9 protein-coding genes and 1 tRNA gene are annotated in these 12,941 nt (G+C 69.4%); 5 read left to right on the top strand and 5 right to left on the bottom strand.

Annotation, left to right across the window (positions count from 1 at the left end):
* Positions 1–26: 26 nt before the first annotated feature.
* Positions 27–1,040, bottom strand: a complete 1,014-nt coding sequence (locus AC07U4_RS05010; protein WP_495194639.1) for a hypothetical protein — start codon at positions 1,038–1,040, stop codon at positions 27–29.
* Between the two features lie 199 nt (positions 1,041–1,239).
* Between AC07U4_RS05010 and AC07U4_RS05015 the strand changes: the two genes are divergently transcribed.
* Both AC07U4_RS05015 and AC07U4_RS05020 read left to right on the top strand, forming a co-directional pair.
* The gene (locus tag AC07U4_RS05015) at positions 1,240–2,613 is read left to right on the top strand and encodes a class II 3-deoxy-7-phosphoheptulonate synthase (protein WP_038660482.1); all 1,374 of its coding nucleotides are present in this window, start codon (positions 1,240–1,242) and stop codon (positions 2,611–2,613) included.
* 81 nt (positions 2,614–2,694) lie between these two features.
* Positions 2,695–2,769 (top strand) — tRNA-Glu (locus AC07U4_RS05020).
* Between the two features lie 104 nt (positions 2,770–2,873).
* Here AC07U4_RS05020 and AC07U4_RS05025 read toward each other — a convergent pair.
* Positions 2,874–5,873 carry a glycosyl hydrolase family 28-related protein gene (locus AC07U4_RS05025; protein WP_495194640.1) on the bottom strand — a complete coding sequence of 1,000 codons (3,000 nt, stop codon included), beginning with the start codon at positions 5,871–5,873 and terminating at the stop codon, positions 2,874–2,876.
* 57 nt (positions 5,874–5,930) lie between these two features.
* A complete protein-coding gene (locus AC07U4_RS05030; RefSeq protein WP_038660485.1) occupies positions 5,931–6,203 on the bottom strand; it encodes a response regulator transcription factor in 273 nt (90 codons plus the stop codon).
* Between the two features lie 498 nt (positions 6,204–6,701).
* Here AC07U4_RS05030 and AC07U4_RS05035 point away from each other — a divergent pair, with 498 nt between their 5' ends.
* Both AC07U4_RS05035 and AC07U4_RS05040 read left to right on the top strand, forming a co-directional pair.
* Positions 6,702–8,048 carry a GntT/GntP/DsdX family permease gene (locus AC07U4_RS05035; RefSeq protein ID WP_495194641.1) on the top strand — a complete coding sequence of 449 codons (1,347 nt, stop codon included), beginning with the start codon at positions 6,702–6,704 and terminating at the stop codon, positions 8,046–8,048.
* 21 nt (positions 8,049–8,069) lie between these two features.
* Entirely contained in the window at positions 8,070–8,747 is a 678-nt protein-coding gene (locus tag AC07U4_RS05040) for a FadR/GntR family transcriptional regulator (protein WP_038660491.1), read from the top strand.
* A gap of 98 nt (positions 8,748–8,845) precedes the next feature.
* Here AC07U4_RS05040 and AC07U4_RS05045 read toward each other — a convergent pair whose 3' ends face one another.
* Complete coding sequence (locus tag AC07U4_RS05045) at positions 8,846–8,983, bottom strand: hypothetical protein (protein WP_495194642.1); 138 nt, start codon at positions 8,981–8,983, stop codon at positions 8,846–8,848.
* A gap of 126 nt (positions 8,984–9,109) precedes the next feature.
* Positions 9,110–9,694, bottom strand: a complete 585-nt coding sequence (locus AC07U4_RS05050) for a gluconokinase (RefSeq protein ID WP_495194643.1) — start codon at positions 9,692–9,694, stop codon at positions 9,110–9,112.
* 175 nt (positions 9,695–9,869) lie between these two features.
* Between AC07U4_RS05050 and AC07U4_RS05055 the strand changes: the two genes are divergently transcribed.
* Positions 9,870–12,917, top strand: a complete 3,048-nt coding sequence (locus AC07U4_RS05055) for a glycosyl hydrolase family 28-related protein (RefSeq protein ID WP_495194644.1) — start codon at positions 9,870–9,872, stop codon at positions 12,915–12,917.
* The last annotated feature ends 24 nt before the right edge of the window (positions 12,918–12,941 follow it).

Below are 12,941 nucleotides of genomic sequence, written 5' to 3' on the forward strand. Positions count from 1 at the left end.
CCTGCGAAACCTTCGATACGCTTCGTCTACCGAAGAGCCTTGGCATCGATGGTCACCCGATTGCCCTTCGACACGCCGTTGCGCTTGCCGCTGGCGACCAGCTCCCACACCTGTTTGGGGGTCGGCAATCCGTCGAAGGACGGGAAGCTCGACACCGTGCCGTCGACGTCGGTCAGCGCCACCGTATAGGTTCCGCTCTTGTCGATCTGGCCCATCAGCGACGGATAGACGCTGACCGTCCGGCCCGCATCGTACAACGCCATCTCATAGCCCGCCCCAGTGGCGCGATAGACGCCATATTCGAGGCGCGCCTCGCCCTCGCGGCACCACACGATTTGCGGTTCGGGCGGCGTGGCGGGATCGGCCTTCGCCTTCGCCGCGATCCCCCCGGCGAGCAACGCCATCAGCATGTCGCCGCCCGCGGCTTTGATCGGCTTGGCGTGCGCGAAGACCAGCGGCGTGGCGCACGCCCTGATCGGCGTCGCCGCTTGCGCCACGGTACCGGCCGGCCGTGGCCAGTGGATCGTCGCGATCGCCTGCTGCAATTGCGCGTCGAGCAACTCGGCGGTCAGCGCCTTGGCGCTCATCCGGATACTGACGATCCACTCGCCCACCGGGACGACCGCCAGCGCGGTGCTGCGATACCCCTTGCCGGCATTGGCATACACTTGCCGCAAGGACGACGCGGCGGTCGCACCCGGCGCGGCGAAGGCGATCGGATCCGCGGACGCCGGCGCCGCATTGCGGAACAGGTCGCGGCTCTCGATCGCGGTACGCGACCGGTCGAACCACAGCGCGACGTCGGCAACCGCCGGATGGAAGAGGTAGACCGTCGCGCTGACGCTGCCATCCGGCGCTTCGAATTGCGCGGCGACATCGTGTTCGCTCTGCGTGGCGTCGGTCAGCGCGCCGCGCGGCAGGCCGGCGAGCTGAGGCCGCAGGATCAATCCGGTCTCCGCATGTTGCCAGCTCTTGTCCGGCGGCACCGGCAAATCGCGCGCGGCACTTGGCGCAGCGGTCGCCAGCGCCAGGATCATCATCGCCCGTCTCATCGCCCGTCCCCCATGGCCCCAAACCGGATCAGCCTGCTAGCAGACCGGCGGTCGACTCCGCCAGCATCCGTCGCCGCCGACGGCACCGACAAAGCCCCCGCCATGCGACGCCAAAGCCTTCCTTCATTGCGTCAAGGCCGTTTTGGGCGCATGTCGCGACGCGTTTAGACCCGAAGGACGACAGATCATGGCCGCGAACTGGGCCCCCGACAGCTGGACCAAGGCAGAGGCCCGCCAGCTTCCCGACTATCCCGACGCCGCGGCGCTGGCCCGCGCGACCGACACGCTGGCGACCTTTCCGCCGCTCGTCTTCGCCGGCGAAGCGCGCAATCTCACCGCCGAACTCGCCGATGTCGCCGCCGGCAAGGCGTTCCTGCTGCAGGGCGGCGATTGCGCCGAATCCTTTGCCGAGCACAGCGCCAACAACATCCGCGACACCTTCCGCGTCATCCTGCAGATGGCGGTGGTGCTGACCTATGCGTCGAAGCTGCCGGTGGTGAAGCTCGGCCGCATGGCCGGCCAGTTCGCAAAGCCGCGCTCCGCCCCGAACGAGACGATCGATGGCGTCGAGCTGCCGAGCTATCGCGGCGACAACGTCAACGACATCGCCTTCACCCCCGAAAGCCGCATCCCCGATCCGCAGCGGATGATCCGCGCCTATTCGCAGTCCGCGGCGACGCTCAACCTGCTCCGCGCCTTCGCGCAGGGCGGCTATGCCAACCTGCATCAGGTGCATCGCTGGACGCATGACTTCATGGGCCGCAGCCCGTGGTCGAAGAAATATGCCGAGACCGCTGACCGCATCGGCGAGGCGCTCGAGTTCATGGCCGCCTGCGGCATCGATCCCGAGACGGTGCCGCAGCTCGCGCAGACGCATTTCTACACCAGCCACGAAGCGCTCTTGCTGCCGTTCGAAGAGGCGCTGACCCGGCAGGATTCGCTGACCGGCGACTGGTACGACACCAGCGCGCACTTCCTGTGGATCGGCGACCGCACCCGCTTCGAGGGCTCGGCGCACGTCGAATTCCTGCGCGGCATCGGCAATCCGATCGGCGTGAAGTGCGGGCCGAGCCTCGACCCCGACGCACTGCTCCGCATGCTCGACACGCTCAATCCCGGCCGCGTGCCGGGCCGCATGACGCTGATCACCCGCTACGGTTACGACAAGATCGAGGCATCGTTGCCGAAGCTGGTCCGCGCGGTGACGCGTGAAGGCCATCCGGTGGTGTGGAGCTGCGACCCGATGCACGGCAACACCGTCAAGGCGGTGACCGGCTACAAGACGCGGCCGTTCGACCGGATCCTCGCCGAGGTGCGCGGCTTCTTCGCGGTGCATCGCGCCGAGGGCACGCACGCCGGCGGCATTCACGCCGAGATGACCGGCCAGAATGTCACCGAATGCACCGGCGGTGCGATCGACGTCACCGAGCAGAGCCTCGCGGATCGCTACCACACGCACTGCGACCCGCGCCTCAACGCCGGCCAGAGCCTGGAACTCGCCTTCCTGCTCGCCGAGATGCTCAACGAGGAAATGGCCGAACGCCGCAAGGCCGCGGCCTAAGCCGGTTGAATATGGGGGCGTCGGCGATTGCCGCTTGACGCCCCCGCCCCCGCGGCCTAAAGGCGCTCGCTCACCGCACACGGCCCCTTCGTCTAGCGGTTAGGACGTCGCCCTCTCACGGCGAAAGCACGAGTTCGATTCTCGTAGGGGTCACCAGCGGCTACATCCGACATTGGTATCGAAGCGACCGCCAGAGACAAAACTGTGACGGCCTGCGTCTGACCGGGTGGGCAGCGACCCCCGCCCACCCTGGCCCCTGATCAGAGGTCCGTCGCGTACAGCGTGTGGTGCGTCAGGATGAACAGCGTCTTCCGGTCGGTGCCGCCGATCACCAGTTGCAGCGGGCGTTCGGGCACGTCGATCCGCCGCTGCAGCGCGCCGTCGGCGCCGTAGACGAACACCTGTCCGTTGGCGACGTAGAGGTTGCCCGCATCATCCCGTGCGACGCTCTCGCCGCCGCGGTCGGCGACGACCTTGAGGTCGGTGACCTGCCCGCCCTCGCCGACCAGACCGCTGTAGGTGCGGTTCTCCGACCCGTTGGTCAGCGTCACCCGGCTGCCCGGCGCCGCCGCGACGAAGCCGTAGGAATCGAGCGTGTCGGACCAGCGCCAGCCCTGGTGATCGTCCGGCCCCTGGTTCCAGACGCGGAACGCGGGCAGCGCGAGCGATCCGTCGGGCGAGACATATTCCTGCGCCTTGGCCTCGCCCATCTTGCCGGTGAAGAAGTCGGCGATCGTCGGATAGGTATAGGTCCTGGGATCGATGCGATCGGCGAATTCGCCGTTCGCCCAGACGTTGACCGGCAGCAGCGTCGCCGCCTTGCGGCCGGCGCGCACTGGGGTCGGCGCGATGACGCGGACCTCGGCGGGCCTGGCGGGATCGATGCTGTAGACGCTGCCGTCGCGCCCCGCCGACGACTGGACGAGCAGCGACCCCGATCGGTCGACCGCGAGATTGACCGCGTCGAGCGGCGCGTCGGCCAGCGTCGTCAGTCCTTCCGCCTGCGACCAGCCGTGGATGCGCTGGAAGAAGCGGTCGATGAAATAGAGTTTGCCGACCTTGTCGGTCGCCGCGCCCGCGATCGAATAGAAGCCGTCGGCCAGCTTGCGCACGCCCGGTGAGACCGGGATGGCCGAGGCGGCGGCCGCGGTCGCCGGCGCGGCCGGCACGTCGAGCTTCGCGAACTCGCGCTCGCGCACCTCCTGCTGGCGCGTCATGTCCTTGATCGCATTCTCGAACGGATATTTGCTCGCGCGCAAATAGGTGCCGCAGCCCTTGGCGTCGCAGCTGGCGAAGCCGCTCTCGGCGTTCACATGGACGTTGCGGAAGCGGATGTCGCCCGAGTCGTAGAGCCGCACCGCGGTGTCCATCGGCTTGATCGAGCGGGTGACGCGATAGGCGTGGTAATTGGCGAAGAGGATGTTGCGCGAGTTGCGGAATTCGGTCGAGATCGCGTTGACGCCGTCGCGGACTTCCTGCTCGGTTTGCGGTGCGAGGAACTCCCAATTCTCGACATGGTCGAGGACGATCTCGTGGCGGTAGTGATGCTCCGCCGACAGCTGGTAGACGTGGCCCGGCGTCTTGGTGTCGGAGACGTAGAAGCCCGCCGACGCCAAGGTATTGGGCGACCAGAGCGCCGAGAAGGTGCCACCGCCGCCGTCGGTCACCCAGATGCTGGGATATTGGCCGTCGAAGCGCGCGCGCGGATCGCCGAAGCCGATCGGGCTGCCCTTGGTCAGCAAAGTGCCGCCGCCGCCCTGGATCTTGACGTCGTTGACCATCGACGCCTCGCCCGCCTTCCACAGCAAAGCGGTCGCGCGCGGATTGACCCCGCCGGTCCACAGGCCGAGGCCATGGACGATGGCATTGCCGCCCTTGGCACTCTCGATCAGCGCCTTGGCGCCGCCGACGCCCATGAAGGCGGGGGTTTCGTCGGGCAGATAGACGTGGGTGAGGCTGGGGTGGAGCGCGATCAGCACGCTGTCGGGGCGCAGCTTCAGCGTGTCGGTGACGCGATACCGGCCCATCGGCAGATAGAGTACGCGATGCGTGTCTATCGCGCGTTGCAGCGCGGCGGTGTCGTCGGTGGTGTCGTCGCCCTTGACGCCAAGATCGTGGACGTTCGCCCACGCCTTGACCGGCGGCAGCGCGGCGATCGCCGGCCGCGGTCGCGCCGGCACGCGGGCGAGCGGCGCTATCGTCACGTCGGTGGCATAATCGCCGATCGTTCCCAGCCCCGCCAGCTTGAGGCCGTAGGAGAAATCGCTGACGCGGTAGCGCGCGCCTTTGCCCGCGACGGTTGTGCCGCTGTCGCGGAAGCGCGCGAAGGTCGGCGTGTCGATGCCGATCGCATTGTCGAAGCCGATCTGCGTGAAGACGCTCTTCTTCTCCGAGATCAGCACCGCCGATTGCGATACGTTCTCGAAGCGGACGTCCTTGCCCCACAGCGAATCAGAATAGCCGCGGTCGATCTCGATGCCGACCGGGGTGTCGCGGATCGCGACGTTGACCAGCGTCAGGTCGACCTCATGTTCGCGGATCGCCGCATCCCGCTGGCCCTGAAATTCGGAATCGATCAGCGTGAACTGCCACGCCGGCGAGGTCTTTTCCGACATGATGCCGTAGCGGCCGCCGAAGAAGCGCAGGTCCTCGCACTCGTTGCCCGCCTGATAGATGCCGGCGAGGCCCGAGCCGATGTGGAAGTCGGCATGGCGGATATAGCCGTGCTGCGCGACGCGGAAGCGCACCGCCACCGCGCCGGCATTGCCCTCGCCGATGCGGAAATCGACGTTGGCGAGCGCCGAATAGAAGGTGCTCGACGTGGCGTCGAAGATGGCGGGATCGAACGGCACGCTGGTGCGCGGCGGCACCGGCGCCTTGCCGACGCGATATTGATCCTCGCCGGTGAAGGCGAGCATCGCCGCCACGCCCGCGCCGAAGCCCTCGCTATTGTCGCCGAGCACGATCTCCGGCCGGGTCGCGCCGATGCCGAAGATGCGCACCGCGGACCGCACGAAGATCGTCCGGCTGATCCGGTAGCGGCCCGAAGGCAGGAAGACGATCCCGCCCTTACCGCCCTGCGCCGCGGCATCGATCGCCTGCTGGAGCGCGACGCTGTCGTCGGCGCGGCCGTCGCCGACGCCGCGGACGGTGATCGCCCGCGCGTCCTTGGGCGCGGTCAGGTAGACGGACGTCGTCGCCGCCAGAGCGGGCGCAGGCGCGACGAGCGCCGCTGCGCCGAGCAGCCAGATATGCTTCAATGAAGGTCTCCCCGGGATCGGTCGTGCCGCACGGTCCGCCGGACCGGCGGAAGAGGCTCAGGAGGCGCGGCGGCCCAAAGTCTGTGCGGCCAGCGCGACCTGCGTGCGGTTGCGCACGTTGAGCTTGCGCATCAGCGCGGTCATGTGCGCCTTCACCGTCGCCTCGGCGATGCCGAGATCGTAGGCGATCTGCTTGTTGAGCAAGCCGGAGTGGACACCGCGCAGCACCTTCATCTGCGTCGGCGTCAACTGGTCGAGCGCACAGGCCGCAACCGGCGCCGCAGCGGCGTTGATCGCGGGCTGGCGGGCGATCGGGGAAGTCCCTTCCATCGTCATCCTCCTCTGGTGGCCATAAGCCGGCGGTCGCCCGTGTCGGACGCTCCATTTTGGTCGATCGATCCGATGTTTGGGCCGGATTCGGTTAGACAGATTTCCTGTATGATCTCGACAACCTGTGGGGATCAAGCCTTTTTTCTTGGCGGACGGCAAAAACCTGTCCTACAGATAGAAGGAGAACGGCAGACGAAGGCGTCGCCGAAACGGAGGGAGGGTGTCGATGCGGCACAGGCAGGCCAGCGCCGAAGTGCGCATGTCGCCGCGGTTGGAACGTGAGGCGACGTCGCGCGCACGGGATCGTGGCACTCCCACGCCCTCCCCCCGCGCGCCGTCACCCCGGACTGGTTCCGGGGTCCACCGGGCCGCAGGCTCATCGTACCGCTTCAAGCCATTCGCCTCGCCGCGGAGTGGACCCCGGAACCAGTCCGGGGTGACGAGATGGGTGGGAACACTCCCCCAGTCGAACCGCCCCCCCGCCGCGGCGGTGTCGCGATGACCGGCGCGGACATCCGTCTCGTCGTCGCGGCGCTGGCCGGTATCCTGCTCGCGGTGCTGATGATCGTGCGCGGGCGGCTGCATCCCTTCATCGGCCTGTTGTGCGGCGCGTTCGCGGTCGGGCTGTTCGCCGGGCTGCCACTGCCCGATATCGCCAAGGCGGTGCAGAAGGGCGTCGGCGACATCATCGGCGGCACCGGGCTGGTCGTCGCGCTCGGCCTGTCGCTCGGTGCGATGCTGCACCTGTCGGGCGCCGCCGCGGCGCTGGCGCAGATCGCGCTGCGGCTGACCGGCGCGCGCGCCGCACCATGGGCGACGCTCGGCATTGCGATCGTCATCGGTCTGCCGCTGTTCTTCGAGACCGGGCTCGTGCTGCTGCTGCCGATCGTCGTCGCCGCCGCCGAAGCGATGGCCGGCGCGGACGACGCCGACCGCGACGCCGCCAAGCTGCGGCTGATCATGCCCGCGCTCGCCGGGCTCGGCGTCGTCCACGCATTGGTGCCGCCGCATCCCGGTCCGCTGCTCGCGGTCGAGGCGCTCGGCGCCAATCTCGGCAAGACGATGCTGTACGGCATCCTGATCGCCATTCCGACCGCGATCCTCGCCGGCCCGGTGCTCGCCCGCTTCGTCACCCCGGGGGTCCGCCTCGCGCCGCCGCTGCTCCACGACCACCGGCTCGATCTCGCGACGCCGGGGCGGCTGGCGTCGCTGGCGATCGTGCTGCTGCCGGTGCTGCTGATCGCCACCGGCGAGCTCGGCCAGATGGCGCCGGGGCTGAAGGGCACCGGCTGGCTGGTCGCGGCGAGCAATCCGGTGATCGCGCTGCTCGTCACCAACCTGCTCGCGCTCCCCCTGCTGTTCGGCCGGCGGCTGCGCGAGGCGAAGATCCAGGACGCGGTGTGGCACGAGACGATGGCGGCCGCCGGCGCGATCCTGCTGGCGATCGGCGCCGGCGGCGCGTTGAAGCAGGTTCTGGTCAGCGCCGGCCTGTCCGATCTGCTCGCGCGGCTGGTGCTGATGTATGCGGTGTCGCCGTTGCTGCTCGGCTGGCTGGTCGCGGTCGGCATCCGCCTCGCCGCCGGGTCGGCGACGGTGGCGACGATCACCGCGGTCGGCATCATGCCGGGCGTCGTCGCCGGATCGGGCGTCTCGCCGGAGCTGGTGGTGCTGGCGATCGGCGCGGGCTCGGTGTTCTTCAGCCACGTCAACGATCCCGGCTTCTGGCTGGTGAAAAGCTATGTCGGCACTAGCACCGCGGACACGTTCAGGACCTGGTCGCTGCTCGAGACGACGATTTCGGTGGTCGGGCTCGCGCTGGTGATCGCGCTCAGTTATGTCGTCTGACACGCGCGGGGGAAGACAGCCATGAGCGAAGTCCGGCTGGTCGATCGCGCGTACACCGCGATCGTCGCCATCATCAACGACGAGCGGCTCGCGATCGGCGACCGCCTGCCCTCCGAATCGCGGCTCGCCGCGTCGTTCGGCGTGTCGCGGACGATCGTCCGCGAGGCGCTGGCGCGGCTCGCCTCGGACGGGATCACCGCGGCGCGGCGTGGCGCCGGCTCCTACGTGCAGCGGCGGCCGTCGGAGCGGCTGAGCACGCACATGCCGATGGATGCGCTCGCCAAGACGCTCGGCACCTACGAGGTCCGCTTCGTGCTCGAATCGGAGGCGGCGAGGCTCGCGGCGCAGCGCCGCTCGCCGCAGCAGCTCGACGAGATCGAACGCACGCTGGCGGCGTTGCGCAGCGCCCTGCTGTCGAACGCGCCAGCGCATGACGAGGACTGGCTGCTCCACCGCGCGATCGTCGAGGCGACGGGCAATTCCGCCTTCGTGCCGGTGTTCGACCATCTGCAGGACGAGGTGATGCGCATCCTGCGTGCCGGCGTCGACATCTCGCGCTCGCGACCGCCCGAGGTGATCGGCGCGATGATGGCGGAGCATGACGCGATCGTCGATGCGATCCGCACCCGCGATGCCGACGGCGCCGCGCTGGCGATGCGCTGGCATCTGTCGCAGGGGCGCAAGCGGCTGATGCCGTGAGGCAGGCCGGGTTCCCTCAGTCGCCGAGCGTTTCCCTATCCTCGCCGTTGGCCTTCAGCCGGTATAGGGGCCTGAGTCTCACCTGCCCTTCGACAGGCTCAGGGCGAACGGTGGGATATGTGGTGGTCTGCACCTGCGAGCGGAGGGCGCCGGTTGCCGATCCACGCCAGCGCTTCCGCGGTCAGCACCTCCACCCGCCGGGCGGCGTCGAGCGTCACCGAGGGCTCGTTGGGCACGGGCTGCTCACGTATGGCGAGTTGGTCGTCGAGCGTTTCCCTACCCGCGCCGTTCGCCCTGAGCCTGTCGAAGGGCCTGAGACTCTCCGCCGCCTGCGGCGTCGCCCAGGACAGGCTTCGACGGGCTCAGGGCGAACGGTGGGATATCCGGTGGTCCGAACCTGCGACCGCGGGTTGCCGGTCGCCGATCCACGCCAGCGCCTCCGCGGTCAGCACCTCCACCGGCCGGGCGGCGTCGAGCGTCACCGCAGGTTCGTCCGCCGCCGGGCGTTCGAGCGTGGCGAGCTGGCTGCCGAGCAGGCTGGGCGGCATATAATGGCCCGAGCGCGTCTCCATCCGGCGGGCGATTTCGGCCGCGCCGGTGTCGAGCAGCACGAACAGCAGCGGCACCGCCGAGGCGGCGGACAGCCGCTCGCGATAGCTGCGCTTGAGCGCAGAACAGGCGGCGACCGCGACGTGGCCGGGCGCCGCCAGCGCCGCCTCGCCGAGCGCCGTGCCGAGCCGGTCGAGCCACGGCCAGCGATCCTCGTCTGTGAGCGGATGCCCCGCCTGCATCTTGGCGACATTGGCCCGCGAGTGGAATGCGTCGCCCTCCAGCACCGGACAGGCGAGCGCCGCGCCGAGCCGCGTCGACAGCGTCGACTTGCCGCTGCCGCTCACGCCCATCACGACGACGGCATATGCGCGATCGGTCCCTGCTTGTCCCTGCACGCGCTACCCTTGCGTTCGAGGCCGGCCGAGCTGCCGGCGTGACGATAACGCCGCTATCCCGCGTCCGTGCCCGGCTGACCATTACGACCTTTGTCGCAATCGTCGCGTCGCGCGCGCGATCCTACTCCCGTTCGATAGCCGGATGCCCCACGACTTCTTCAAGGATAACGCCGTGATGACAGCCAAATCCCGCGCGGCACGCCGCCTCCGCCCCCTCGCGGCGTTGCTGCTCGCCGGCGCCGCGACGCCGTCGCTCGCCGCGACGCCGTCGGTCTCCACCTTCGCGACCGCACCGGCCGACCCACGTGCGGTGACGGTCGCGGGCAAAGGCGACGGCACGGCCGACGACAGCGCCGCGATCCAGCGCGCGATCGATTCGGTCGCGGCGCAGGGCGGCGGCGGGCTCGTCTTCCTGCCGACCGGCCGCTATCGCATCACCCGCACATTGTTCATGCGGCCTGGCGTGCGGCTGTTCGGGGTCGGCAAGCGCCGCCCGGTCATCCTGCTCGCGCCGCAGACGCCCGGTTTCCAGCGCGGTGTCGGCAGCATGGTGTTCTTCACCGGCACGCTGCCCGTCCGCCCCGGCGAGCCGCCGCGCCCGCCGGTGCCGGTGCCGCCGCCGACCAGCGTGCCGTTCGATCCGGGCATCGCCGACGCCAATTCGGGCACCTTCTATTCGGCGATGGCCAACGTCGATTTCGAGATCGGCGACGGCAATCCGGCGGCGACCGCGGTGCGCTTCCACGCCGCGCAGCACGCCTATCTTAGCCATATCGACTTCCATCTCGGCCCGGGCCTCGCCGGCATCTATCAGGTCGGCAACATCGGCCAGGATCTGCGCTTCTTCGGCGGCCGCTACGGTATCCTCACCGAAAAGCCCTCGCCGGCGTGGCAATATACGCTGCTCGACGCGACCTTCGAGGGCCAGCGCGACGCCGCGATCCGCGAGCATGAGGCGGGTCTGACCCTGGTCAACACCGTGTTCCGCAACGTGCCCGTCGGCGTCGAGATCGACCGCGGCTATGGCGACTGGCTGTGGGGCAAGCAGGTGCGGTTCGAGAATGTCTCGCAGGCCGGCGTCGTCATCAGCAACGAAGGCAATGCCTATACGCAGATCGGCTTCGAGGATGCGACCGCGGTCGGCACGCCGGTGTTCGCGCGCTTCCGCGACAGCGGCAGGACGGTGGCGGGATCGGGTGCCCGCTATCGCGTCCGCGCCTTCAACTACGGGCTTACCGTACCGGCGCTCGGCGCGACGGGCAGCTTCGCGACCCGGATGGACGCCACCCCCCTTGCCCGCGATCCGAAACGCCCCGCCCCGGCGGTCCGCGCGCTGCCGCCGGTCGCGGCCTGGACCAACGTGCGCGACCTCGGCGTCACCGGCGACGGCAGCACCGACGATACCGCGGCGTTGCAACGCGCGATCGCCAGCCGGCGCGTGCTCTATTTCCCCGCCGGCTTCTACCGGGTCAGCGACACGCTGATTCTGCGCGCAGACAGCGTGCTGATCGGCCTCCACCCCAGCCTGACCCAGATCGTCCTCGCCGACGACAGCCCCGCCTTCCGCGGCGTCGGCAGCCCGCGCGCGCTGCTCGCCAGCGCCAAGGGTGGCGACGCGATCGTTTCCGGCCTCGGCCTCGCCACCGGCGGCCGCAACCCGCGCGCCACCGCCCTGCTATGGCGCGCCGGCGAGCGGTCGCTGGTCGACGACGTCAAGTTCCAGGGCGGTCACGGCACCTTCCGCGCCGACGGCAGCCGCTTCGATCCCTACAATGCCGATCACAGCGGCGATGCCGATCCCAAACAGCGCTGGGACGGCCAATATGCCAGCCTGTGGGTGACCGACGGCGGCGGCGGCACGTTCAACGGCCTGTGGACGCCGAGCACCTATGCCGCCGCCGGGCTGCTCGTCTCCGACACCGATACGCCGGGCCACGTCTACCAGATGTCCGCCGAGCATCACCGCCGCGCCGAGATCGTGCTCGACCGGGTGCGCAACTGGGAGTTCCTCGCGCCGCAGACCGAGGAGGAGGCGGGCGAAAGCCGCGACACGGTGGCGTTCGAGATTCGCAATTCGCGCGACATCCTGTTCGCCAACCTCCACGCCTATCGCGTCACCCGCTCGCTGCAGGGCGCGCCGGCGGCGATCACGCTGACCGGCTCGACCGGCATCCGCTTCCGCAACGTGCACGTGAATGCGGAAAGCGGCTTTTCGACCTGCGACGCCGCCGGCTGCGGCACCTATCTGCGCGCGAGCAAATATCCGTATGAAAACGCGATCCGCGACATCACGCGCGGCGCCGAGGTCCGCGAGCGCGAATTCGCGGTGCTCGACGTCACCGACGCGTCCGTCGTCGCCCCCTCCACCGCGATCCCGGTAACGCGGGTCGCGGGCGGCTTTCACGCGCTCGGCGGCGGCGCGGTCGACCGGGCCGGCAAGCTCTATTTCGTCGACCGGCCGATGCAACGCATCCACGGCTGGAGCGCCGGCGAGGGCCTGTCGGTGGTGTCCGACGCGCCGCTCGACGCGGTCAATCTCGCAGTCGACGGATCGGACCGGCTGATGGTGCTGTCCTCCGCCGGTGCCGCCGCGACCGTCTACAGCCTCGATCCCCGGCGCCCCGGCGCGGTTGACGTGCTGGCCGCCCGTCCGGCCGCAGCCCACCCGCGGATCGTCCTGCCGGGCAGCCTGTGGAACAACGGCGAGTTCCGCGACCAATATGATCCGGCGACCGACCGCTTCACCACGCTCGCCGAGATGTTCGCGCGCGACATGGCGATCGCCAAGCCCCGCGAATACGTCTCGCCCGACGGCAGCCTCGCCCTCCCCGCCTTCCGCGTCTGGCAGCAGGGGCCGGCGGATCACCGCGGCTGGCGCTTCTCGGATACGCTCGACACTTATGGCCTGATCACCGCCAGGCCGGGCACGCGCGTCTATCTCGCCAATGGTTCGGAGGATCGCACCTACAGCGGTCTGGTCGGTGCCGGCGGTACGGTGACCGATCTCAAGCCGTTCGCGGCGCGCGGCGGCGAGAGCGTCGTCGCCGGTCCCGACGGGCGCGTCTACGTCGCCAACGGGCAGGTATTCGTCTATGCCGCCGATGGCAGCGAGCAGGGCCGCATCGACGTGCCCGACCGGCCGCTGCAATTGCTGTTCGGCGGCGCCGACGGTCGCACGCTGTTCATTCTGACCCACCACGCGCTCTACACGGCACGCCCCTGACGTCCTGCCGAAGCGGTACGAATC

The organism is Sphingomonas sp. GW821-FHT02B09, from assembly GCF_059421875.1.

What these genes read in the sequence shown, in the direction of transcription:
- AC07U4_RS05030 (WP_038660485.1), bottom strand. Translation starts at nt 6,203, where the DNA reads ATGGAAGGGACTTCCCCGATCGCCCGCCAGCCCGCGATCAACGCCGCT.
- AC07U4_RS05035 (WP_495194641.1), top strand. Translation starts at nt 6,702, where the DNA reads ATGACCGGCGCGGACATCCGTCTCGTCGTCGCGGCGCTGGCCGGTATC.
- AC07U4_RS05015 (WP_038660482.1), top strand. Translation starts at nt 1,240, where the DNA reads ATGGCCGCGAACTGGGCCCCCGACAGCTGGACCAAGGCAGAGGCCCGC.
- AC07U4_RS05055 (WP_495194644.1), top strand. Translation starts at nt 9,870, where the DNA reads ATGACAGCCAAATCCCGCGCGGCACGCCGCCTCCGCCCCCTCGCGGCG.
- AC07U4_RS05010 (WP_495194639.1), bottom strand. Translation starts at nt 1,040, where the DNA reads ATGATGATCCTGGCGCTGGCGACCGCTGCGCCAAGTGCCGCGCGCGAT.
- AC07U4_RS05040 (WP_038660491.1), top strand. Translation starts at nt 8,070, where the DNA reads ATGAGCGAAGTCCGGCTGGTCGATCGCGCGTACACCGCGATCGTCGCC.